The 24,510-nt window shown below is 42.9% G+C and carries 17 protein-coding genes; 15 read left to right on the plus strand and 2 right to left on the minus strand.

Annotated features, from left to right (window positions below; genetic code table 11):
• Positions 1 to 26 precede the first annotated feature (26 nt).
• From CEX98_RS21360 to CEX98_RS21420, 14 genes are all read left to right on the plus strand, one after another.
• Positions 27 to 2,066 (plus strand): type VI secretion system Vgr family protein, encoded by a 2,040-nt coding sequence (locus tag CEX98_RS21360; RefSeq protein WP_099644011.1) that lies wholly within the window; start codon positions 27 to 29, stop codon positions 2,064 to 2,066.
• Between the two features lie 16 nt (positions 2,067 to 2,082).
• Positions 2,083 to 2,505 (plus strand): hypothetical protein, encoded by a 423-nt coding sequence (locus tag CEX98_RS21365; RefSeq protein WP_099644012.1) that lies wholly within the window; start codon positions 2,083 to 2,085, stop codon positions 2,503 to 2,505.
• A 17-nt stretch (positions 2,506 to 2,522) separates the two neighbouring features.
• Positions 2,523 to 3,668 (plus strand): hypothetical protein, encoded by a 1,146-nt coding sequence (locus CEX98_RS21370; RefSeq protein WP_099644013.1) that lies wholly within the window; start codon positions 2,523 to 2,525, stop codon positions 3,666 to 3,668.
• Complete coding sequence (locus CEX98_RS23520; protein WP_277948945.1) at positions 3,662 to 4,087, plus strand: DUF2169 domain-containing protein; 426 nt, start codon at positions 3,662 to 3,664, stop codon at positions 4,085 to 4,087. Before CEX98_RS21370 ends, CEX98_RS23520 begins: the two co-directional genes overlap by 7 nt.
• The gene (locus tag CEX98_RS23525) at positions 4,066 to 4,692 is read left to right on the plus strand and encodes a DUF2169 domain-containing protein (RefSeq protein WP_277948946.1); all 627 of its coding nucleotides are present in this window, start codon (positions 4,066 to 4,068) and stop codon (positions 4,690 to 4,692) included. The genes CEX98_RS23520 and CEX98_RS23525 overlap by 22 nt, the downstream gene beginning before the upstream one ends.
• On the plus strand, positions 4,682 to 5,578 hold the full coding sequence (locus tag CEX98_RS21380) for a hypothetical protein (protein WP_099644014.1): 897 nt from the start codon (positions 4,682 to 4,684) through the stop codon (positions 5,576 to 5,578). The genes CEX98_RS23525 and CEX98_RS21380 overlap by 11 nt, the downstream gene beginning before the upstream one ends.
• Positions 5,578 to 6,657 carry a DUF4150 domain-containing protein gene (locus CEX98_RS21385; RefSeq protein WP_099644015.1) on the plus strand — a complete coding sequence of 360 codons (1,080 nt, stop codon included), beginning with the start codon at positions 5,578 to 5,580 and terminating at the stop codon, positions 6,655 to 6,657. Before CEX98_RS21380 ends, CEX98_RS21385 begins: the two co-directional genes overlap by 1 nt.
• Positions 6,658 to 6,660: 3 nt before the next feature.
• On the plus strand, positions 6,661 to 9,756 hold the full coding sequence (locus CEX98_RS21390; protein WP_099644016.1) for a hypothetical protein: 3,096 nt from the start codon (positions 6,661 to 6,663) through the stop codon (positions 9,754 to 9,756).
• 83 nt (positions 9,757 to 9,839) lie between these two features.
• Complete coding sequence (locus tag CEX98_RS21395; protein ID WP_172439826.1) at positions 9,840 to 10,730, plus strand: hypothetical protein; 891 nt, start codon at positions 9,840 to 9,842, stop codon at positions 10,728 to 10,730.
• Positions 10,731 to 11,013: 283 nt separating this feature from the next.
• The gene (locus CEX98_RS21400; RefSeq protein ID WP_099644018.1) at positions 11,014 to 13,053 is read left to right on the plus strand and encodes a bifunctional 2',3'-cyclic-nucleotide 2'-phosphodiesterase/3'-nucleotidase; all 2,040 of its coding nucleotides are present in this window, start codon (positions 11,014 to 11,016) and stop codon (positions 13,051 to 13,053) included.
• 68 nt (positions 13,054 to 13,121) lie between these two features.
• Positions 13,122 to 15,293, plus strand: a complete 2,172-nt coding sequence (locus CEX98_RS21405) for a DUF6359 domain-containing protein (protein ID WP_099644019.1) — start codon at positions 13,122 to 13,124, stop codon at positions 15,291 to 15,293.
• 345 nt (positions 15,294 to 15,638) lie between these two features.
• A complete protein-coding gene (locus CEX98_RS21410; protein ID WP_099644020.1) occupies positions 15,639 to 16,679 on the plus strand; it encodes an efflux RND transporter periplasmic adaptor subunit in 1,041 nt (346 codons plus the stop codon).
• A 9-nt stretch (positions 16,680 to 16,688) separates the two neighbouring features.
• Positions 16,689 to 19,805: an efflux RND transporter permease subunit gene (locus CEX98_RS21415; RefSeq protein WP_099644021.1), complete on the plus strand. Its 3,117-nt coding sequence runs from the start codon at positions 16,689 to 16,691 to the stop codon at positions 19,803 to 19,805.
• Positions 19,806 to 19,962: 157 nt separating this feature from the next.
• Entirely contained in the window at positions 19,963 to 20,844 is an 882-nt protein-coding gene (locus tag CEX98_RS21420) for a patatin-like phospholipase family protein (protein WP_099644022.1), read from the plus strand.
• Between the two features lie 57 nt (positions 20,845 to 20,901).
• Here CEX98_RS21420 and CEX98_RS21425 read toward each other — a convergent pair whose 3' ends face one another.
• Both CEX98_RS21425 and CEX98_RS21430 read right to left on the minus strand, forming a co-directional pair.
• On the minus strand, positions 20,902 to 21,732 hold the full coding sequence (locus CEX98_RS21425; RefSeq protein ID WP_099644023.1) for a CvfB family protein: 831 nt from the start codon (positions 21,730 to 21,732) through the stop codon (positions 20,902 to 20,904).
• 2 nt (positions 21,733 to 21,734) lie between these two features.
• Positions 21,735 to 23,066 carry a DEAD/DEAH box helicase gene (locus tag CEX98_RS21430; protein WP_099644024.1) on the minus strand — a complete coding sequence of 444 codons (1,332 nt, stop codon included), beginning with the start codon at positions 23,064 to 23,066 and terminating at the stop codon, positions 21,735 to 21,737.
• Between the two features lie 208 nt (positions 23,067 to 23,274).
• On the opposite strand from CEX98_RS21430, the gene CEX98_RS21435 reads away from it, so the two are divergent.
• Positions 23,275 to 24,258, plus strand: coding sequence for a rhodanese-related sulfurtransferase (locus CEX98_RS21435; RefSeq protein WP_099644025.1), 984 nt, complete (start codon positions 23,275 to 23,277; stop codon positions 24,256 to 24,258).
• Positions 24,259 to 24,510: the final 252 nt, after the last annotated feature.

Consider the following 24,510-nt stretch of genomic DNA (forward strand, 5'->3'; position numbering starts at 1 on the left):
CGGTCAATACGAGTAAGGAGACGATTATGGAAATGTTAGCATCACTTGCCGATAAACTTCCTACAGCCAATGAAAGTCATTTTGCGATTGAAATCGCGGGGCTATCAGGGAGTTTATTTAAAGTACTGAGTTTTGAGTCCAACAATGACAGCTTATGTAATGACTACCAATTTAACATTGAAGTGTTAAGTGAAGAGTTAATCGAGCCCGACTTAGTAATAGGTAAGGATGTGACACTAACCATTACATGGGCGATGTCAGATAGAACCATTTCCGGGATCATTACCGAGTATCTTTGCCATGGTCGCAATCATCAAGGCTATGTTTATACCTTGTCTTTGCAATCTTTGTTGGTGTTATTAAAGCATCAAAGATCAAACCGTGTCTTCACTGATATGTCAGCAGATGCCATTGTGAAAAGCGTGTTAGATAAGGCAGGGTTCCCAGCTGCCAAATTACAGGTAAAAGCATCATCACCAACATTAGAAATGACGGTGCAATATGATGAAAGCGACTTTGACTTTGTAACTCGGTTAATGCGGCGATATGGGTTTGTCTATGGCAGTATCGAGTCTACTGATGGCCAGGCAAACTTGTCGGTGTTTAACACCAGTAGTGACTTTTCTTCACAAATGGAAGAGATCACTTTGCCTTATGTCGCGCCGACGGGACAAGTGAGATCCAGTGAATCGGTGTTTGCTTTTTCTAAAAAATCGAGCTTTTTGAATGCTGGATTTCATCTCTACGATGAAGATTATGAGAGCGGTAGTGCGTTTTCACTCAACAGCCAGAACCAGTCTACAGTGGCAGGTTTTGGCGAAAGCAGTATTTATGCTGAAAACTTTACCACTCAAGGCGATGGCGACACGCTTACTCAAGTGCACCAGCAAAGCATCGACTGCCAAAGAAACTTATTTATTGTAGATACCGATTGTAGAGCGCTTCGACCAGGCCTTACTTTAACTATTACCGATCACCCAAGTTACAGCGGCCGCTACCTGATAGTGTCGGTGGCGCACAAGGGCTGTCAGAGTGGTAGTGTTGAATATGGCTCAAAAGTCAAAGGGTTAACCTATAAAAATCAAGCTACGATTATTCCAATCGACGTGCAGTTTAAAGCACCCGTGATAAAACGGAAAAAAGTATTTGCGTCGTTTAATGCCACTATTGAGCAAGAGGTGGATGACAAAGGTCGTTACAAAGTTAAACTGCCATTTAATCAAGATGGTGAAGGGGAGCAAAGCAAGCCAACACGATTAATGCAACATTATGGCGGACCGGGAGGGCATGGTATGCATTTCCCGCTAAACAAAGGCACTGAGGTTATTGTTGCTGGGGAAAATGGCGATTTAGATCGGCCCGTTATTCTCGGCGCGCTGTTTAATGACGAGGCCTTAAGCCCTGTCACAGCTGAAAATTCAACAGAAAACAAACTTGTTACCAAGGCAGAGCACACCTTATTGATGGATGACAAACAAGGTGAAGAGAAAATTCAATTGTTCACCAAAGGGCAAGAAAATATCCTTGAATTTAACGCAACCGAAGGAAGTGAATTTATCAAGCTTGAAACCCAAAAAGGTTATATCGATATTAAATCGAAAGAAGCGATGACAATGTCATCACAAGCTAATATGGCAGCTGAAGCAGAGAAAGAGATCAGCATTCGTGCTGAAGATGCCATCTATATCCAAAGTATTGAAGCAAATGTTGAAATAAACGCCAAAGAAGCGGTTCAGCTTAGCGCAGATACAGACATTAACATTCAGTCTTCACAGAGCAATATTCTATTTGAATCGCAGCAGAATATTAGCCTTGAGGCAGCTCAAGATATTAGTTATTTCAGTGTTCAAGGGAACGTGGAGTTAGCCGCCCAAAATGGCGACTTTACTGTTAATGCAGAGCGAAATATTTCGATTGTAGGGCAAGGCAGCGGGTCCATTCAGTTGTCTCAGGGCGGCGGAAAAATAGAGATTGATGCCGCCGGTAACATCACAATTGAAGCCAATAATTTGAATCTGAGCGCTAGCAATATCGCGGTGTCGGGTAGTGCAATCAGCCATAACTAAGCAGGGAGCAAAGTCTATGAAAAGTAATGTTGTACAGTTTCCTCAATCATTAAATAGTACTGTGTGGCGAGTATCTGCCATTGATGAGTTGGGCAAAATATTACGTGTTAAATGCCATGAGGCTAATGTTGAACTGAACGTACAAGGTCAGCTAGACAGCGTTTGTAGAGCAGCCATTGATGATGAAGTGTTACTTCATAGTGTGGAAATGCCAGTGGTGATTGGTCGCTTATCTAGCCACAAAGATTTTCCCGCTGCCGCCATTTCAGACAACAATGGTACGGTAGTGTTAAGCGCACAACAAAAGGTATGTGTTAAAACCAAAAATGGCAGTATCGCCATTAATGGTAATGGTGAAATATACCTCGAGGGTAAATTGCTAAACGCTGATATTGAGCAAGATTTGAGCCTGCAAGGCTGGCCAATCAGACTAAACTAAGCTGGGTTGTCGTTACTATGTTATTAGCAACAACTAAATTAGCTGTGCATCGTCAGCAGCTTAAGTCACTTTGGCGACATTATGAAAAATTGAACACACGTCAAGTTGTAGAGCAGGGACGTTTGTATGCCCTTGAGCAGCAGCTACTTAATCACCTCTATACGTTAGCAGCGACGGATGAAGCGCATTGGATAAACCTTTCCCAAATTGAGCGCTTGGTAAACGGCTCTATTGAGGAAGTATTTGAGTTAACGCAAGAAATTGACTCACCACCGCTGTTGCTACTAATTAAGCATTTATTCGGAACGAGGGATTTTAGCGGAGAAACTGATGAGGTGCTTGCAGCTATCGGTCGTAGTCCAGTACTTGCAGATTTATTGGTACATAATTTATCGGCATGGCAGCTGGATTTTGGAGATGCCCTTAGGCAGCGAATATTGTCGACTGACGAATGCTGGCCAACAAGTCTGATCTGTATGGCTTTTAGCTCGGTTTCTCTGTCTCGTCATCAGCTTTTGGCTGCGCTTGAGCATAGCAACCCTGAGATTGCATTTGCCGTATTAGTGAATATGTGGATCGAGGGGAACGATCAGTTATCGCAGCAGTTAATCAAGCGATTTGCCATGACAGATGATGTTGCAATTAAGGCTAAGTTGTTGCAACTAGCGGGTCTGCTTGACGATCCGAACTGGGATGAGCCCAGCCTACTTTATTGCCAACAAAACCCAAGCTACATTGCCGAAGTATGTCCGTATTTTTCGCATACCAGATCACTACAAAACTTAGTCCAATTACTTCAAGTCCCTAGTACAGCGAAGGGCGCATACGAAGCATGGAAGCAAATTACTAATATAGAGCTACCTGAGGAAAGTGCAATAAGTGATGTTAAAACAGGTGTTAAATCTCAAAAATCACAAAAACTACCTAGTTTTAAGCAAGCCGAGTACGAACGCCAAGCATTAGCATCCGCTAATATCCATTATCAACTTGCGGGGCGCGATGAATTAGCACCAAATCAATGGCTAGACCAAGGAGTTGTTGGCCTTGCTGTGCAACGTAAGCTTGCAAAGTTACCTTCACGATCACTTGGCGCGGCGCTTTATTTTGTTCAAATGCATGAGCGACAGTGGCAATTAGTAAAGAAGGAGCTAATGGCATGCTAGTGAATGAATCGAACTGGCAAAGTAGCACTATTGACGCATGGGACGAAAATAAAGACGCTATTGCCTTGCTGGTCGTAAAGCAGAACTTTGAATACGACAAGGAAGGCAATCTAGTGCCAGATCCAACTGGCGAGCCCGTTGTGCTTGCTGATGATTTCAACGGTAAAGGGCTAGAAGCCTGCTTAACAGCGGTGAGTGAAACGCAGCCATATAAAGCAGGGTTTGAAGTATATGGTGAACTAACGTGCTTTCCACCTACCGATAAACAGGCTCGTGTTGTTGAGGTGGGTGTAAAGCTTGGGTGCAACGACCAAGTATTTGTCGATAAGCTACTGCGAGTGACAGGTGAGCGACACTGGAGGAGGTCTTTATTCGGTCCGGTTGCAAGTGACCTGATGTGCTATCGCCTTGCGTATTGAATTATCAATTGGCATTTGGCGGTGCAAGCATTGCTGATGAAAAACAAATCTTGGCACAAAACCCGCTCGGACGAGGATATAAACTAAGAAATAAAGACGCTAAAGGCCGTCAGTTACCACAAGTTGAATATGCCGATCAGGTGTTAAAAAAGCCAAGTCATGAAACTGCGGTGGCCTGTTTTGCTGCGATCCCCCCTTTTTGGTCCCCAAGGGTAGACAAACTGCCTGAAGTAGACGCGTCTGCGGTATTGGCAGGTAAATTTCCTTTTAAAACTGCGGTTCCAGCGGCGCATTATCAGGTGGCTCCACTCGATCAACAAACTTCCAACCGCTTTAGCGATGGCTGGTGGCTTGAACTGATGGGGTTAACGCAAGGCTTGCCCTACGGACAAAGTCTTAGACTTACACTCCCTTTAGTTCATCCACGCTGTCGATTAATAAATGGCGCTGAAGCTACCCCTGTTTCTATGCAGTGCGATACGCTTGTGATTGACTCACAAACCCAGCAATTATCCTTGATCTGGCGCGGTTCGGTAAAAAAGAGTCAAACGGGCTGCAGCAGTGTGTTTTTGGTTGAAGAAGAGGGAGCACATCATGCAGTTTGAGTTAATCGCAACCGCTACGCCCGCGGGCTGTCATCAAAGTGCGTTATACACAGCAGTCGCCAATAACATGCGCTTTTGTACACCGAGTAAAGCAATTGTGCAATATGACCAGAGTCTCGACGCACCATATTTATGTGCACAAATAGAAGAAATTTCTGTCACTAGGCGTAAACATCGGTGTTTAACAATATTAGACACTTTGCTAAGTAAAACCAAAGAGAAGTTTGATCAGATGGCCAACACTTGGGATGGCACTATGCACCTGATCACCGCTTGCTCCAAAGATGGCGAATTATACATTGACGAACAAGAGGCGCGTAAACTTTGTAACGATCTTGAATTGACCGTTGATAGTATCGTTACGCACAAAACGTGCGATTTAAACAGACTAAGCCCACATAGCCTATATGTGTTCGTTGATAGCTGTATTGGCTATGACGAAGCGTCACGACCAGAGTGGGTAGGAAAACTACAAGTTGTTGGAGGTCCTGAGGGGACAGTGCTAAGTGAAGGTGGTTGCGTATTACTCGGAGCAAACACAGACTTAGCTTGTGAAGCAACAGTGTATCAAGGTGACTTAAGCGAATTATTAACCGAGCTAAACGCAAATATACATGAGCCATACGTTTCAACTTGTCTGCTTGGCGAACAATGGCAAAGAACCTGGCTTAACGCCACTCGAGCACTGTACCAAGAGCATGACTCGCTAATTGAACTACGTAACACGGCCAACACTATTGGTTATAGCGGCGTTGGTCATCATGCGCTTGGACTTGCAGTTGCAAGCAGCTATTTACACAATCCTTTAAACACTCATATTGAACGAGTGTGGTTAATCATAGAACAGCAAAAACCACAATTAATTGCAGTAACAAGGAGCCAGTGATGAGTTTTATCGCAGCTGTAAAGGGAAAAGAGCCGGATTCAATTCAATACGATCAAGACGCAACTACCGCCACATTGAGAGTGGGTGGTAGTGTATCTTGGCGCCACAATAATCCAGCATTATTAAAGCTCACTATCGCAGCGAAAAATAATGGTGCCATTGGCTGTGTAAATGGGATTGCCGTATTCCCTGACAAGACAAGCGGTGAAAATGCATTTATTGATGAGATAGCCAGAGCCAAATACGGTGATATGGTGCTTGGAGAGATGATCACTGAATTTATTAGTGACTATATTGTGCCACCACCGCAGTGGGATGCCGATAAAAACCAGCCCATACTACCCCATGAAGAGCCTGAAACTGGCATGGATATGCATAAGCCAATTGATGACGCCAGAGCATTTTTAGATTTGGTTGAGCGCAAAATAGGATGGCAAGTTGGTAGCGAGGAACAAATCGAAAAAGACGTAGCTAGTGAGGCGCAGCAAGTTGGCATCGTAAGCGGCCAAAACGTATTAATTAATGGCCGCACCGCAGTCCATAAAGACAGCGGTGGCATGCTCAATACCATAGATGTTTGCTGGACTAAAATTGGTAAAGTTGTTGTGCCAATTCCTTATAGCAATCTCGCCAAATCCAAAGATGCAGCGAGCACGGCAAGCTCGGTAAAAATCAATGGTAATCCTGCAGCCAACATCAAAAGTAACTTTTCAAAAAGTACAGGTGATCAGCCCGGCAAAAAGAAAGGCATTGCCAGTGGCACAATTAAAGGCAAAGCCGAATTTATTCTTGGCTCTTTTGATGTGTATATCGAAGGAAAACCCGCCGTTCGCCAAGGAGATCTTATGATCTCTAACAGTAAAAATACGCCGCCTTCTCCCCTAAACCAACCGGGCGGTGCTACTCCTAGCTCACTGTCAGTGGCAAAAAGAGAGGCAATGGTTACCGAACAAGATCCAATCCAAAGTGCATTTGGTCTAAAGAACCAAAGCAGCCGTAGTCTTATCTCACAGGGAAATTTCGTGATAAAGCAAGGCGCAAACAAACAACAAAAAAAACTAGAGCAGGGAGGGCAATAAAGTATGGGCACACATATTTTTAATACTGAACTGAACGATGAGCAAGCACCTTGTACGCTGGAATTGCAACTTCAAGGATTAAACGGCAAAGATTGTACTGTGCCCCTTGGTTTTGCTGAAACTCAACGGGCGTCATCCCCCAAATCTGACGACCAAATTCCTTTCGTGGAGACGGTTGAACTACGTGTGTTTTCAGAAGCATCGCTTGATATTAATAAAGCAAAGGCACCTGAATACGTGCCTATGTTTAAAGATCAAAAAGCATTTCAAGAAGACGAACCTGTTGGCTACTATTACTTTTTTGTCAATGGTTATTTGTGGCGCGAAATAGCCGCTATTGCAGAGGGCTTGCTTAGTGAAGTTGACCTTCGCGAGCATCATGGTCAAAACTTCAGGCCTAACAATGGCATGCACATGCCAAGACTCACACTGCCAATTCGCGCAAAAGGTCTCTTCTCAGACTCAACTTCAGTTGAAACCATGACTTATCAAGTTGCCTTTTCACGCGTGCAATGGTCGTGGGATTACATCAGCGCATTGGGTGATATGAAGCCAGATGACAGTCGCTTTGATAAAAAGCCAATGACGTCGAAGTGCCCAGACGAAGGTAAAGCCTCGACCTATCGTAGCGAGCGGATGCAAACCATCGATTTTTCATCAGCCCCCAACTGGGACAATATTGAAAACCTAAAAGCCAACGAAAACGGTGAGCCCTGTATTTATTTACATGATGTTTTGGGGATAGCGCAAAAATACTATTTGGATGGAGAAGCTGCATTACATAGCCTGAGAAACAGACAAACTGAGCTGTCTAAAAATGGCTTTCAAAAGTCAGCGTTAATTGCTCATAAGCTCCTTTTTGATGAGTCACTCTATGAAATTGATTACACAAAAATGAGAAATCGACTCGCTACAAATTTATATGAACAAAATGACAACACTTCTAAGGTGCTTAGAAAGGCAGCCGCCTTAGTATCTGAGGATAAGTTAGAGCAATATCTTCTAGGTGAAAACCCACAAGAAGTTGTTAACGAATTGCAGTCAATAATTGATGCTAGAAATAACTTGTATGATATCTACAATAGAAAAATAGAGGCTCAGAACACTACACTTTCTGATCTTTGTTCTAGTAATAATATTACGATCCCGCCCACCCAAAAATCTGTACTAATTGATTTTAGTACACTTGAACAATCAGCTTTTGATGATGGACTAGGACTCACATCCGAGCATTTTTTACTATTAACTATGCCCGATGATTCTATACCTATATACATAGATTCAATGGTTAACAAAACAGAGTTGACACGAATTAGAAAAGATCTACAGCTTCAACAAAGTAAAGCACTAAAGTTTGTATGGCAACATTTCGACAATGAGAGTAGCTTTTTTAATGTTCTATTTTGTGCTCACCCAGATGCTTACGGAGATATGCTCAAGAGTTCCATTTATGATGAAGAATTGATTTCATCTGAGCTTGGGGAATTCACACCGGAAAAGTTTAAAAGTAATATCCAAGATAATCCGCACATCAACATGGAGGGATCCGCTTTTAATGTTGCTAAAGGAGGAGTTGATATTTCACTCAAAGGTGTACAAGAGTACGTCGCACTTCAGCAACAGTTAGCTGTACTGAAATTTGAGAAGATACCACCTAGTGAAAGACTATTGCATATTGTTGGTGCAACGATAAAAGCGAGGTCTCCAAGTTGGTTTGGTGAACTAGAGGTTCATCCTTTAGGAGCGATGCCAAACGATAGAGTTGCAATTACCAAAGAGTTCGTTGATTTGCCTGTTTTGCAGAAACTTGTCACGGGCGAGGCAAAAAAACCTTTTCAGCGGATACTCAGACAGGCAAGTAACGGAAAACAAGCAAATATAGCAAAAAGAGATCTTAAGGTTGTTGCTGATACATTAAAGCTAAAAATTAAAGGGCCTGGAAACAAACCTCACAATGCTGAAATGTTGAAAAAGACCAAAGAGGTTATTATAGCTTTAGCACTGAGGGTTTCAGATATTAAGGAGGTTCAAGACTCCGTGCTCAGGGGTAAAAGTGCGCTTACCATGCCAAAAACGTCACTTTATAAAGGTGGATTTGCTTTCAATGTGGCACAAGAATTAGGCGGAGACTATTCCATTAATGGAATATCCTCTACAAAAGCAAACTTAGGTGCTCAGCTTATAAATAAATCTGTTGCCCATATTGTTTTTATGTTGGTTTCTTACAGTACCTATCTTGCTTATTCAGACTATAAAAAAAACTTTGAAGGCAAAGGGGAGAGTTATGAGAACGAAAAAAATGTCGCGATAATTGGGGCTCAAATAGCAGCGTCCGTTTCTCTTTTTAATGCAATTAATCAGGTTAAAGAAGTTGAACATGCTATTAAAATTCGTAGATCAATATTATTGTTTACAAAGCTTAGGTTGTTTAGTGGAGTTGTCGGGTTTGTAGGAGCTGACATATTATTAAAAGACGCCTTGAAGCTTATAGAGAGGAATGACACTGTAGCGGGTACGACAATGTTGATAGCTTCTGGCGTGACATTCTCTTCGGCGATGTATGGTATATTTGCTGCCAAATTAGGTCCGGTAGGTTGGGCTTTACTCGTCGGAAGTATAATAACTACAATAGTAGCTGAGTCATTAATCGAGTCAAAGTTAGAAATTTGGGCTAAAAATGGTCCCTTCTCAAAGTCTGGTGAAAATCTACCTGCTTTTACAAACCCTGAGAAGTATCATAATTATGTCAACTCTATACTTTTTGAGCCGAAAGTCTCAATATCCAACTTAGGAGACAATGCTTATTTGGTTAAGGTGTTAACACCAAGGTTTGAGATTGGGGTGTCTGATTTGAGTCTAGTTGTTAATTATGAGTATCGACATAAAGTGACACTTAATAAGCATAAAGGAACATGGGTTTATGGAACTCAAGATTATACTCCTACTTTTTCTAAAGAAAATGAGCATGTTTCAGGTGACTTCTATTTCAAGATTCCAGATGATGTAACTAGCATTAGTATAAGTCCTAAGTTGATTTTAGATAATTATATGACTCTCCCTATAGATTATGAAAGTTATGAGACCGGTGGAGGTTACTGAAAGTGAGACGTACACGATATAATGGTTTTTTTAAAGAGTGTAATATACTGTACCTTATGGGTCCGAAAGAAAAGGGAGTAGCCTTGCTTAATGATGAAACTGACGGAAAGATTTTTCAAACGATCCAGCGGGAAATGTGGCGATTTCACTTAGTGTTAGATGAAGGGGGGTTTAAACGGTTTTTGATGTTTTTACCTCTAGGTTTATGCGGTGGACTATGGTTTCTCTTGTTATTTAATATTGTGTTGTATTTTTTTTCGGAAGATATCACTAATGAAGGGTTAATTGAACTTTTTTCTGGGCGATTTTTATTTAACTTAGTTATTTCGCTTTTTTTACTGAATATTTATCCATACTTTTTGAGAATGTTGGGGCATAAATATGCCTACTTCGATAGAGTTAAACAAACCGTTAGTTTTAGTTTTGATGTTGGCTCAGACGAGCTGGATGAGTTTGGCAATCAGTGTTTTCCATGGCTGGATATAGAAGCGGAAATTTTTGAGCAAATTGGCGATATGGGAGTCCCACGTTTTTTTGTCCGTTTAGTGCACAAAGATCGTGATAAATACCCAAAGGTAAACCTTTGTATGGATGTTGTGGGAATACAAAACTCAGCTATGTACTGTCATTTAAGGTGGGAGTTGATTATCCGACATATGGATAATACTAAACCACTACCAGATATTCCTATTTATGAGCTTACTAGAAGCAAAGATGAATTGACCAAGGAGTTTGATAAGCAAAACAATCGACCAGAGCTATTTTGGGCTGGGTTTAGTTTGGGAGAGCAGAGTCGATTAAAACGACTTTATGAAGAAGACGCAGCAGATTTTAACTTCACTCACGGCCCTGAACGTGAGGAAATTGTAAAACCTTGGTTAAAGTGGAAACCAGATTTAACTCAAGAACAAGTCAATAAAAAGCAAAGCTTTATAAAAGTTTCTTTAATACAAATTCTAACGGGGTTGCCCTAACAGTTGTTTATGCTTATAAAGCATTTTGCTGTTAGCCATGGATGTTTGACTTAGTAACGTCATATTTATAGCACCTAACTGCCATAAAACCTTAGCTTTCTTGACTTTTTTCCCTCGTATAGTGACACCCGCCACGTAAAACGCAACGGTTTGATACTGATTCGCTGTGCTTCTAGCTTCGGCTTCTATTTCTAGAAGTGCAGCTAGAAGCAGTGTGAATTGGCATTACTGTATTAACCATAAGCATGCGCACGGGTATGCAAACAAAGTTAAGAAAGGACTTATGAAAACAAAACTACTTCCAATCGCACTGCTTTGCGGTGCAACAAGCATCATGACTGGCTGCTCAGATTCAGACAATGACTTTGAAATAAATGTGCCAAAAGGACCTGATATTCCAGAAGAGGGCACTTCGGTTTCTCTACGTTTACTGGAAACCACAGATCTCCATGCGAATGTATTAAATTACAACTACTTTTCAGACAAGCAAGATGACAAAGTAGGGTTGGTCAAAACCGCAGCGTTAATTCACCAAGCGCGAAGCCAAGCCAAAAACACCATGTTGGTGGATAATGGAGACTTGATCCAAGGTAGTCCACTTGGTGATTATATGGCCAAGATAAAAAATCTAAAAGAAGGTGAAGTTCACCCGGTTTATAAGGCGATGAATACATTGTCTTACGATGTTGCGAATATCGGTAACCACGAGTTTAACTTTGGTCTCGCATTTTTAGACGAAGCAATTGATGATGCCAACTTTCCTTACATCAGTGCCAATGTATTTAAGGTAGATGGCGATGAAGACGAGTCAAACGATGTGCCTTTGTTTAAACCTTATATCATCCAAGAAAAGCAGTTTTTTGATGAAAACGATAAGCTGCAAGTGATTAACGTGGGTTTTATTGGTTTCGTACCACCACAAATAATGCAGTGGGACAAGGCTAACCTTGAAGGTAAGGTAATTGCCAAAGATATCATTAAAATGGCTAAACACTACGTCCCTAAAATGAAAGCTGAGGGAGCGGATATTGTTGTTGCTATTCCACACTCTGGGCTAGATGTGAGTGCTGATAAGCCAATGGCAGAAAACGCTTCATATGCGTTATCTAAAGTAGATGATATCGATGCAATTATGTTTGGTCATGCACACGCTAACTTCCCAGGTGCAGGCTATGTTGAGTTAGAAGCGCATGGTGTTGATAACGACAAAGGCACAATTAATGGTGTTGCGGCTGTTATGCCTGGGTTTTGGGGGAATCACTTAGGAGTAATTGACCTAGATATTCAGTTTAAATCGGGCAAGTGGGTAGTTGTTGACTCCCAGTCAACGCTCAAGCCAATTTATGAGACCGACGATAACCGCAATACGGTTTCTTTAGTAGAAAGTGATGCCGCTATTGAAGCTGCTGTTCATCGTGAACACGCTGAGACGCGCGCGTGGGTAAATGAGCCTTTTGCAAAAATCACCAACACAGTGAATAGTTATTTCGCTTTGGTTAATGACGATCCATCTATTCAAATTGTAACCGATGCACAAGCGTGGTACACCGCAAAAATTGTACAAGGCACAGAACTGGATGGTTTACCTATTCTTTCCGCCGGTGCGCCATTTAGAGCGGGTCGTGGCGGTCCTGACGACTTTACAGCCATTCCGGCAGGTGATATTGCTTATCGTAACGTCGCTGACATGTATATTTACCCTAATGTACTAAAAGTATTAAAGCTTACGGGAAGTGAAGTGCGCGAATGGCTTGAGATGTCCGCAGGCCAGTTCAATCAGATCACTCCAAACACCGAGGGCGTTCAGGCGCTTATCAACCCAGATTTCCCTTCCTATAATTACGATGTATTAGACGGCGTAAGCTATCAAATTGATGTTACTGAGCCTGCCCGCTACGCTGCAAATGGAGACAAGGTGTCTGATGGCAACCGGATTAAAGCACTTAAGTATCAGGGTGAGTTGGTAACAGATGATCAAGTTTTCTTGGTGGCAACGAATAACTATCGCGCATCAGGTGGTGGTAATTTCCCAAATATATCTGGTGAAAAAATTGTGGTCGATTCGCCAAATGAAAACCGTCAAGTAGTGGCTGACTATATCACCTATGTTAGTGACCAAAACGGTGCTGAGGGTTTAGATCCATCCGCAGATATGAACTGGTCATTTGCTCCTGTGGTTGGTGCAACTATTGAGTTCTTTAGCTCAACAAGCGCAGACGCAGAAGCATACAGTCAGCAGTTTAATCACATTCTTCCTACCGGTAAAACCGATGACAGAGGTTTTGCGCTGTATCAATTAGATCTAACGCAGCCACTTAACTAATACACAGAGCCGCCGTAAGGCGGCTTTTTTATGGCTTTTTTAAAACTATTAACAACGGGATTTGAGTAATGAAACAAGTAAAGTTTACACTTGGTAGCCTAGTATTGGCCGCTACAATTTCAACCTCAGCGCTTGCGGCACAGCCCTATGACTGGAATAACCAAGCTCCAGTAAAAACGCCTAGTGCAAATAACAATGGTAAAACCGTTTTATTTGATGTGTCGCACGGTGGTGTTGAAGGGAATGCCGATTGGGTAATTGATGGTGCTTTTTCTGATTTCGCCGATGCGCTGGTAAGAGAAGGTTACACAGTAAAAGAGTATCGTGGAGTCGACTTAAATAGTGACGGTAAAATACGGTTTTTCGATGACCGTACTTCGCAAGTTAATCAAAACGAAGCCATTATCAGCTACGATGCTATTAAGCATGCCGATGTATTTGTACTTGCAGAAACAAACCGTCCGTTTACACAGTCTGAGCAAGCAGCGTTGTTACAGTTTGTGGCCGATGGTAAAGGACTCTTTTTTGTAGCAGATCACTATGATGCAGATCGGAACCTAAATACTTGGGATGCAACTGAAGTCTTTAATGGTTATAACCGCTCTGATCTAGCCAAGTATAACATTGGCGGTGAATACGGTGATTGGCGTAACCCTAAGTCTGCAGATGCAGGTTGGCTTGCTGAAAACTTTGGTATTCGATTTCGCTTTAACGCGGTGGATTACAAGCAAGGGGTGAGTGGTATTGAGCCTGCGAGTAAAACAGAGGGTATTACCTTAGGTGTTACGCCAGTATTGATGGCGGCCGGCGCGACGCTTGCGATTGTTGATGAGCAAAAAGCCAAGGGGCTAGTTTATTTTTCACCATCAGACACTCCAGCAAAGTGGCGTCATGCTAAAGATGATGGACTTTATTTTGGTGGTCGAAACGAAGGTCCATATGTTGCTATTGCAAAAGCAGGTTTTGGTAAAGCGGCTTTTATTGGAGATTCATCACCAATTGAAGATGCGACGCCTAAATACAAACGCCAAGATAATGGTAATACCAAGAAGACGTATCCAGGCTGGACAGATAGCGGTAATGCAGCAGTACTTGCAGTTAACCTAGTTAATTGGCTTGCAACTCCGGAATCTTATCAGTATTTTGATGGTAATAATGGTCATGTAAGTGGTGAAGTCACACCGATACCTATGGCCCAGCAAGAGCGATTTGATCCAAATAACGGCCAGCCTTGGGGGACGCCAGCATCGGGCTTTGATGCATGGAATACCGACACCTACAAAAACAATTCATTTAATGCACCCTATGGTTCGGGGCAAACCAATCCAGACCCAGATCCAGATCCTGAGCCAACACCAGGTGGCACGGTGTCTGTTAAGCAGGCACTGGCAGCTACCACAGGAACTCAGTTTACGGTGATTGGTAAAGTAACGGCTGAGGTTAATAGTATTTACGGACTATTGCTTAGCGATACCACAGACACATCTGTGACCATCAACGTGAAACTAGAATCATCACAGCGCAGTGATTTTAATCCACAGCTTAACCCTGAAATTTTAGGTCAAACTATTTTGGTGACAGGTACTCGTGATAGCTATATGGGCGAGGCTGGGATCCGTTATGTTAGTGATATCCAAATTGCACCGATTGCACTGTCAGTTGAGCAAGCGCTTGCAACAGCGCAAGGTAATGAAATTGAGTTGATAGGGCGAGTAAAATCAGCGTTAAATGACATTTATGCCCTAGTGCTTGAAGACAGTACCGACTCAAGTTACACCATTAATATTAAGTTAGAAAGCCACCAGCGAGCAGCGTTTAGCCCTCAGCTCAATCCGTCTATTCTTGACTCTACATTAATTATCAAGGGTGTGCGCGCTTCTTATATGAGTGCACCGGGTGTTCGACAAGTTAGTGAAATTCACCTATTTGAACAAGCACCTGAACCATCTGATGATTTAAGTGTTTCGGATGTATTGGCGTTAAATAATGGGTCGGCTGTGGTGTTGACCGGAAAAATTACCGCGCCGGTTAATCATATTTATGCGTTAGAGTTAAGTGATCCCAATGTAGAAGGCAATAAACTCTATATAAAACTTGAAGCTTCTCAGCGAGATGCTTTTAGCCCCAAGTTAAATCCAAGTTTAGTTGGCAAGTCATTGAGAGTTGAAGGGATAAAAAACGATTACATGAGTCACCCTGGTGTGCGCAATGTATCGTCTTTGACATTATTAAACCAATAGATGAGCTTGCACAGTCATTTCTAATCAAGCTGAGGTTTGGAAAGGGAATGAGCTAACTCATTGTTTTTAAAATTACATTAAATAACCTCCCAAATAGACACAAGCTTGCTTGTGTCTATTTTATATGTCTATGATCCCCTTGATACTTTTTTGACCAACTGTTATCCCACAAACTACACTTTTTAAGCGCCTTACCGTGTTTAGATGGTAATGATTGCTATTTGTGTTAGGGTGTCGCCGTTTTTGCTGTTTAACTTGTCGTTAATGAAGCTAAATCGAAATCGGCATAACTTGTTTATCAATATATGCTGAAGGGAATATATTATTAACTTTGGAACAAATTAGATGAAATGCGTTTGCTTAATACTCTCTTTTCTGTCTTTTAATCTCTATGCCGCAGCAGCCAACGTTGTGGTCGCTGATGTAAAACAGCAACAGCTTGAACGCACGCTCGCGTTGACAGGTTCAATTATTGCAGCTCAGCATGCACAGGTTTCGAGCCTGACAGAGGGGGTTGTAACGACAATCTCAGCTGAAGCTGGCGATGTTGTTGCTGCAAATACTGTTTTAATGACCTTAGATGCCGCTTTGATTAATGCAGAGCTGCAAAGTTTAGAAGCCGCGCTTGAGCGAGCAAAGGTTGGCCGGAATAATGCATTACGTTTGGTCAAAGAAGCCCAGTCGCTGTCACAGCAAAAGCTGTTCGCGCAAACTGAACTTGCAGATAGAAAAGCCAAGCTTCAAGCAGCTGAGGCGTCAATTTTAGAAGCTCAAGCAAATATTGCTTATCAGCAAGAGCTACTTAACCGCCATCAATTAAAGGCACCTTTTACTGGTGTAATAGCGAAGCGAGCGGTTGATTTAGGGGAGTGGGTCACGCGCGGCCAAACGGTTTTTGAGTTAGTTAGTAACCAAAGCTTATGGTTAGACTTACAGGTGCCACAAGAATACTTTCAGCTTGTATCACTTGGCCGCATGGTCAAGTTCAGCGTGGCCAGCGCTCCAACTGTGGAGTATCAAGCGAATGTATTAGCAAAGCTTCCGGTTATGGATAGAGCGAGCCGAACATTTTTGCTCAGGCTCGCAATTCCGAAGCAGGAGGAATTGCGCGTTGGGGCGTCGGCAACCGCTAAACTACCGTTAATGCGCACTCAGAAAAATACAGTGGTGATCCCAAGCGATGCGATTTTACGTCACCCAGACGGTGGTTTTAGTGTTTTTGTTGTTGCAGATGGTCAGGCGCAACGTATAAATGTGCAAGTCGGCAAGCGGATCAATGGTCACATTGAAGTTTTATCTGGCTTAGCTGTTGGTCAACAGGTGGTGGTTGAAGGCAATGAATTATTGCAGCAAGGCCAAATGCTGAACATCGTACCAAGTTTGTAGGAGTGTGTGATGTTAAAAGCAAGTGTAAAGCACGCTATTTTGGTTGCAGTAACGGTATTGATCTGCTCGATACTAGGGATAGTCGCGGCTTTTAAAATACCGGTGCAAATGATCCCTGATCTTGAAGTGAGAACAATCACTGTCGTCACTAATTGGCCTGGCGCTACCCCACAAGATGTCGAAAAAGAAATACTTATTGAGCAGGAACGGTATCTACGGTCTCTCGCTAATCTAAAACGTATGTCCAGTTATGCAAATACTGGCGAAGCTGAGATAGAACTTGAGTTCCCATTTGGCGTTGACGTAAATGAAGCTCTTATCAATGTGAGCAATGCATTATCTCAAGTGCCAAATTATCCTGAAAACGTTGATCAACCAGTACTATACAGCAGCTCGTTTTCAAGTAATGCCTTTATGTTTTTTAATCTAAAACCACAGTCGGGGAACCCGCTCAACATCGATATTGATATGTTGCGTGATTACGCTGAAGACTTTATCCGGCCAGAAATGGAGCGAGTAAAGGGGGTGTCCCAAGTAAATGTGCGCGGTGGGGCACTTTATCAAGTACAAATTTTGGTAGACCAAGAACAACTGGCGAGCCGAGGGATCAGTTTAGTGGATGTTAGAAATGCCATCCGCAGTCGAAACCAAGATGCCTCTGCGGGGGATATTGACAGTGGTAAGCGTCGCTACCTGTTGCGTATGGTTGGCCGCTTTCAGTCCGCGCAAGCACTGGAAGAATTGGTAGTGAGTCATCGTGAAGGCACTACCATCAAGCTCAAAGATATCGCACAAGTAAAGCTTGACCACTATGAAGTAAGAGATATTGCCTATAACAATGGTGAGCGTTCGTTAATGCTCTCTGTCCGGCGTGAAAGCGGCTCAAATGTGATGGCGATTAAAGAAGAAATGATGGCTGTGGTGGCTCAAATTAATCGCGACATGCTGGCAAGCAATGGCTTGCAACTAACATTATTGAGTGATGATGTGCGTTACGTTAAGGGCTCTGTTGAAAACGTTTGGACAAACCTTGCTCTGGGGGCATTGCTTGCAACATTGGTGATGTTTTGGTTTTTAAAGAGTCCACGCTCGACCTTTATTGGTGTCATGGGTGTTCCAATTTGTACCATAGCGGCATTTTTAGGGTTATTGCTGTTTGATAGGACGATAAACGTGATTTCTCTTGCGGGAGTGGCGTTTGCTATTGGGATGACAGTAGACAATACCATTGTGGTACTTGAAAACATTGAGCAAGCCAGACGTAGAGGATTAGATAAACTTCAAGCGGCTATAACGGGTGTACAAGAAGTATGGCCGGCGGTGTTAGCCTCAACGCTGACTACGGTATTGGTTTTCGCTCCTATTTTATTTATTCAACAAGAAGCGGGGCAATTGTACTCTGACGTTGCGATAGCCATTTCTGCTGCAATCATTGCATCGATGTTGGTAGCCTTGTTCGTAGTGCCGGCAGCAAATGCCAACTTTGCATGTAAGGACATTTCCAGCGGTATGTTGTCCACACCTAAATTACCTAAGCTTATCCCCGCAATGTTATCTAGTCGTCGTGCTCGCCTAATATGCATTACAGGTGGGTGTATTTTGCTACTTGGTGGTGCTTGGATGTTGATGCCCAAAGCAGAATACTTACCAGAGGGAGAGGAGCCAAAAGCATTCTCGATGATGATAGCGCCACCGGGATATAACCTTAGCCATATGCAAAAAATTAGTGACGAATTACTCCCGTATTTAAATAAACATCTAGACAAGGATGACAGCGACTTTGTTGCGGGCAAGACGGCGCTACCGCCATTAAAATATTACTCTTTGTCGGTTGGTGTTGGCAGTATTTGGCTATTAAGTGAACCTTATAACAGTGATTATATAGACGAGATGATGGAGGCAATCACCACCAAATTTAAAAGTTATCCTGGTATGCGAGCATTTTCGTCCAGAGGATCAATTATATCCAGTAACGATGGTGGCTCAAGAGCGGTTGCGTTAGATATCAGTGGGACAGATCAAACCGCGCTTTATCGAGCGGCAGATGCGGTTTATCGATTAGCAGGCGAGGTCTTTGACAATCCACAGGTCGACTCAGCTCCGTCTTCACTTACCCTCGACCAGCCGTTGATAGAAATCCAACCAAGATGGCAGCGTTTAGCGGAAGTTGGAATGAGTGCTGAAGAGCTGGGCTACACAGTTGCGGCGCTGAGCGACGGGGCATATGTTGACGAACTTATCCTAGACGATGACAAAGTAGATGTTTTTTTGTTTTCTGAATCGGGCAATCAACAGAGTCTTTCGCAACTAGCGCAGTCACCTGTTGTCACCAAAGCAGGCCTGATCCCACTAAGTTCTTTAGCCGATCTCCAAGAAAAAGCTGACAGCGACAGTTTGCGTCGAGTTGATGGTCGCAGAACCGTTACTGTATATATTATTCCGCCTAGAAATGTCGCATTGGAGCAGGCTCAAGAACTTGTCAGAACGGAGCTCCTTCCACAGTTGCAAAGGCAAGGGGATTTGTTACCGGGTGTCAATGTGAGTATTGGTGGTGCCGCTGATCAGCTAGACAAAACCAAAGAGGCATTAGGTAGTAACTTTATTGTTGCATTAGCGCTGTGTTATTTACTACTTGTCGCTATCTTTAAGCATTGGGGCTATCCATTATTTATTATGGCTACGGTCCCCCTTGGTATGGCGGGTGGTCTACTCGGGTTAATTACTATCAACGGGGTTGGAAGTCTTACGGGCACGTTCCATCAACCCTTTGACATGATCACTATGCTTGGTTTTTTAATCTTGCTCGGCACTGTGGTTAATAACCCAATATTGATAGTGGATCAAAGTCGAAGAAACTTAGAAAACACATCAATGGATGTTTATGAGGCTGTGCTTTCGGCATTACAAACACGTCTTAAACCAATCATTATGTCAACGATGACGACTTTGTGTGGTCTTGCGCCACTGGTATTTATTCCTGGAGAAGGCTCTGAATTGTATCGAGGGGTTGGCATGATAGTACTTTGTGGTATTGCGATGGCAACAGTAGTGACTCTGACTATCTTGCCCGCGTTATTGGTCAGCTTTTTAAAAAGGCCGGTTGTGGGTTCAGTAAGTAATCCTTAAGTTTATATTGATCATGCTTTAGATGTAACGAATGCCTTGCTTGAACGTCTTTGTTGAGCAGGGCATTTTTTAAAACTGAGTGATAGCTTGAATTTACTGGTATTTGCCCTCAGTAAAAGAGGATGTATACAGGTTTACATCAACAGAAGAGCATGGCATGACAAACAACATACACTCTGCAATCATTGCCGAAGGTGGCGGTCAAAAAGGCATTTTTACCGCGGGAGTGCTCGATGCCTTTCTGGAAAAAAAATTTACGCCATTTGATTTAAAAGTAGGTGTATCAGCAGGAGCTCAAAACCTCGCTGCATATTGTGCCCGCGCCAGTCAATATGCACAAACTGCGATTGAGTCATTGACGACTGAGCAGCAATTTTTCCGTCCCGCTCGCTTTTTTACCGGTGGTAATGTCATCGACTTAGATTGGTATTTTCACCAAGTAGAGCACAGCGGTAAAGTACGCTTTCCTACAGAGCCGCACCACTTAACGCCACAAAGCAACTTTTATGCGGTTGCGAGTCATCTTGAGTCGTTGCAACCACATTATCTTCATACTTGGCATGAAAATATGTTCACACATCTCAAAGCCTCTAGTGCAATTCCTTTTCTGTACCGTCCTGGTGTGAATGTGCAAGGCCATGGTTTGATGGACGGCGGCGTGGCAGATCCACTCCCTGTTCGGTGGGCACATCAGCAAGGCGCAAAGACTATTTGGGTGATAAGAACAATCGAAGCGCATGATGATGGTAAAATGCCGGTGTTGGAGCGGTTAAAGCCCATTATGCGGCGGGTTAACCAGTCTCCTAGAATGTTTGAAATGTATCATCATTATCAAAGTAGTTATGCTGATGCGGTTAATTTTATGAACGCCCCACCAGAGGATGTTAATGTGGTCCAAATTGCGCCTACTCGGCCGCTCGAGTCGATGATATTAGGCTCAAGCCCAGAAACCTTAAAGTCAGACTATAAACTGGGGTTTGAATTAGGGTTAAGGGCAGTGGATAAATGGCGTGATATGCTTGAAGTCAGTGTGATGTAATAAGCAAGCCTCAGCTAGAGACTTGCTTATATATCCCGAGTTCAGGTTAGTTAGCGATTAAGGTTTTCGAATTGAAATGGAGGTGGCCTCGATATCAATTCGACCATCTTTAAATAAGCCACCAATGGCTTTTTTAAAGTTTGCCTTGGATGTTGAGAAGGTACGCTTAATGGCATCAGGATCAGACTTATCACCTAAAGGTAAATAGCCGCCGCTTTCTTCTAATTTGCTGTATATTACCTCTGCTAGGTCTTTTACTTTGCCTATGCCTGGTTTTTCTAACACTACGTCAATCTTATCTTCGTCATGAACGGCTTTGACAAAGCCTTTCATGCGTTGACCGATGTACATACGCTTAAATACGTCGTTAAAGAACACCAAACCAAAGTGTTTTTCATTGACAATAACTTTATAGCCAAGGTCAGTTTTTGCGGCGACAATTAAGTCAACCTCTTCAAATTTTTCGTACTCTGCTTTGGACTTACCTAAAAACTTACCCAGTGCGCTGGATGCGCAAATGCGTTTACTGGCATTGTCTAGATACAACTTTACTAGATAGCTGTAACCATCACGCATTTTTGGTTTTTGCTCATTGTATGGCGCAAGTACGTCTTTATCTATGCCCAAATCCATAAAGGCACCGATCTTATTGATTTCTTTAACGCGAAGTAGCGCAAATTCTCCAACCTGAGCCAGTGGCTTTTTGGTTGTTGCGGTTGCGTGTCCTAGATTATCTTGGTAAATAAAAACTTCTACGGAGTCGCCTTCTTCCATATGCTTTGGCACTTCTGCTCGCGGAAGAAACACATCGCCAAGTTCACCACCGTTCAAGTACGCGCCCTCAGCGGTAAGCTCTTCAATGGTTAACATCTTGATTTGACCTAACATGGTTATTCCTCGTCAGTTTGTGGTTTTGGTTTGCGACGCAGTGGCATTGAGCCATCAATATCAATTGGTGGTTGGATCACTTTTCGTGGCTGTGATTTTTTCACCGGCTTTTTCTTTGGCTTGGTCGTTTTTTTAGGCACTACATTTTCAGCACGGTTCTTACTTTGTTGTGGTTTTTGCTTAAGCCCTTTGAACTTACCCACAAGACCTTCCACTTGTTCAAAACGTAGTGGTTCGTCTAGATAATTCTTAATCGCGACATAGCTATCCCAGTCTTTTGGACCAACCAAGGAAATGGCATGTCCTTTAAAACCAGCTCGACCTGTACGGCCGATGCGGTGAACGTATTCTTCAGCCTGCTTAGGTAAATCAAAGTTAATAACGTGCGTTACTGACAATAAATCCAAACCACGGGAGGCCACATCTGTAGTGACCAACACTTTATAGATACCACGGCTAAAGCTTTCCATGATGTCTAAGCGTTTATTTTGCGGCATGTCGCCCGACAGCGATACCGCTTTAATCGACATCTCGTTTAACAATTTGCTCAGTCTGTCGGTATCACCGCGAGTTGCAGTAAATATAATGCATTGCCCCACTGCATCTTGGCTGATGAAGTGTTTTAACAGTGCTTCTTTGTGATCCAAATGATCAGCAAAATATAGCGCTTGTTTTATGTCTTCGTGCTGCTGGTGGGCGTTACTTAGCATGATACGCTTTGGTGATTTGAGTAGCTGGCGTGAAGACGCTTCTACTTGGGTATGATCAAGCGTAGCTGAAAACAACAGTGTTTGTCTTTGACGATGATCTGCAGAATCATTAATGATGTCTAACTGCTTTTCGAAGCCAAGGTCGAACATGCGATCGGCTTCATCAAAAATTAGCAGTTCTAGACCGCCTAAGAACAGTGAGCGATTTTCAACATGGTCGGCAATCCGCCCAGGCGTACCAATTACAAAATGGGGGTCACGACGCAGCGCTTTAACTTGGTCGTTATAATTTTCTCCCCCCAAGATTTTACACACTTGAATATTAGTACCTGCGCATAACGAACGGCACTCAGAGAATACTTGGGTCGCGAGTTCACGAGTTGGGGCTACGATAACAACGCGAGGGTCGCGTTTGCTTAACGCTTTTTGTTTCATTACACGCTGTACTGCGGGCAGCAAGAAAGCTAGGGTTTTACCCGAGCCCGTTTTAGACTGCGCAAAAACATCGTGGCCAGCTAAAGCCGTTGGGATGGCATGCGCTTGGATCTCGGTTGGTTCCGTGATCCCTTGGTGAGCCAGTTGTTGTTCTAGGCGCGTATCTATCCCAAGTTCAGTGAATCTCAAGTCAATTTCTCCAAGTCTTGAATTTTAAAAACACGAGATTATACCAAAGCATAGACGCTATCGGATATAGAATTTGTGTTTTTTGCATTTTAATCAAAAATCCGTAAAATACGCGCCTCAGCGCCGGGTTTGCGACTCGGTTTTCATGCTTTACACATCGTCATGCTTAATGTGTAAGCTAATCAAAGCTTAAATCTAGGAAAATACAATGTCAGAACAATACGTTGTTTGTGCTATGTACAAGTTTGTCTCTTTACCTAACTATCAAGAGATCAGGCAGCCACTTCACGATGTCATGGAAGCGAACGAAGTTCGTGGTACGCTTTTACTTGCCGAAGAAGGCATTAACGGTACAGTTGCCGGTAAACGTGAAGGTATCGATGCGCTACTTACATGGTTAGACAAGCAGCCAGGCCTTGATAATATTGTTTACAAAGAGTCGTTCGACGAAACTTGCCCGTTCTATCGCACTAAAGTAAAGCTTAAGAAAGAAATCGTAACCATGGGTGTACAGGGTATCGATCCAAAAGAAGTGGTTGGTACATATGTAAAACCACAAGATTGGAACGCATTGATTTCAGACCCTGATGTTGTGTTAGTTGATACGCGTAACGACTATGAAATTGAGATCGGCACGTTTAAAAATGCCATCGATCCTAAGACGAAAACATTCCGTGAATTCCCCGAGTGGGCGCAAAATAACCTCAACCCAGAAAAACACAAAAAGGTGGCCATGTTCTGTACTGGCGGGATCCGTTGTGAGAAATCGACAGCATATATGAAAGAGCAAGGGTTTGAAGAGGTTTACCACTTAGAAGGCGGTATTCTTAAGTACTTAGAAGACGTGCCAAAAGAAGAAACTTTGTGGGAAGGTGAGTGTTTTGTATTTGATAACCGCGTAGCGGTAGATCACGATTTGAATAAAGGGTCTTATGATCAGTGTCATGCTTGTCGCATGCCTATCACCGAAGAAGAGAAACTTCGCGACGAGTATATGGAAGGCGTGTCTTGTCACCACTGCCATAAAGACCTAACAGAAGAGCAAATTGCACGCTTTGCAGAGCGTCAAAAGCAAATAGAACTGGCTAAGCTTCGCGGTGAAGGACATATTGGCCATGAAGCACAAGAGGCCATTCGCAAGCGTAAAGAAGACAAGCTAGCGCAAAAAGAAGCGCAGCGTCAAAAGTCTTAATCTCTATCTTCAACTGCGATGAAAAGGGGCTTGATAGTCCCTTTTTGCTATTTACGCGCTAAAGGCTTTGCAATCTTTTCATAGTGAGTGTGTAGTCTTTTCTAATTCATACCTTCAAATTCTAGTAAACGCCACAAAAACATATAATAATCATGCTGTTAACTATAGTATATACATTGGTGTCTTCCTTGCTTGTACAAAGATTATCGCTGTAAATCTCAAAATTGATTTGCACCGTAAACTTTTTGAAGG

The sequence above is a fragment of the Pseudoalteromonas piscicida genome (assembly GCF_002744175.1).
Taxonomy (GTDB): Bacteria; Pseudomonadota; Gammaproteobacteria; order Enterobacterales; family Alteromonadaceae; genus Pseudoalteromonas; species Pseudoalteromonas piscicida_B.

Bases quoted from the DNA above. Each gene is read 5' to 3' on its own strand.
- CEX98_RS21360 (WP_099644011.1), top strand. From the start codon at position 27: ATGGAAATGTTAGCATCACTTGCCGATAAACTTCCTACAGCCAATGAA.
- CEX98_RS21365 (WP_099644012.1), top strand. From the start codon at position 2,083: ATGAAAAGTAATGTTGTACAGTTTCCTCAATCATTAAATAGTACTGTG.
- CEX98_RS21370 (WP_099644013.1), top strand. From the start codon at position 2,523: ATGTTATTAGCAACAACTAAATTAGCTGTGCATCGTCAGCAGCTTAAG.
- CEX98_RS23520 (WP_277948945.1), top strand. From the start codon at position 3,662: ATGCTAGTGAATGAATCGAACTGGCAAAGTAGCACTATTGACGCATGG.
- CEX98_RS21380 (WP_099644014.1), top strand. From the start codon at position 4,682: ATGCAGTTTGAGTTAATCGCAACCGCTACGCCCGCGGGCTGTCATCAA.
- CEX98_RS21385 (WP_099644015.1), top strand. From the start codon at position 5,578: ATGAGTTTTATCGCAGCTGTAAAGGGAAAAGAGCCGGATTCAATTCAA.
- CEX98_RS21390 (WP_099644016.1), top strand. From the start codon at position 6,661: ATGGGCACACATATTTTTAATACTGAACTGAACGATGAGCAAGCACCT.
- CEX98_RS21400 (WP_099644018.1), top strand. From the start codon at position 11,014: ATGAAAACAAAACTACTTCCAATCGCACTGCTTTGCGGTGCAACAAGC.
- CEX98_RS21405 (WP_099644019.1), top strand. From the start codon at position 13,122: ATGAAACAAGTAAAGTTTACACTTGGTAGCCTAGTATTGGCCGCTACA.
- CEX98_RS21410 (WP_099644020.1), top strand. From the start codon at position 15,639: ATGAAATGCGTTTGCTTAATACTCTCTTTTCTGTCTTTTAATCTCTAT.
- CEX98_RS21415 (WP_099644021.1), top strand. From the start codon at position 16,689: ATGTTAAAAGCAAGTGTAAAGCACGCTATTTTGGTTGCAGTAACGGTA.
- CEX98_RS21420 (WP_099644022.1), top strand. From the start codon at position 19,963: ATGACAAACAACATACACTCTGCAATCATTGCCGAAGGTGGCGGTCAA.
- CEX98_RS21425 (WP_099644023.1), bottom strand. From the start codon at position 21,732: ATGTTAGGTCAAATCAAGATGTTAACCATTGAAGAGCTTACCGCTGAG.
- CEX98_RS21435 (WP_099644025.1), top strand. From the start codon at position 23,275: ATGTCAGAACAATACGTTGTTTGTGCTATGTACAAGTTTGTCTCTTTA.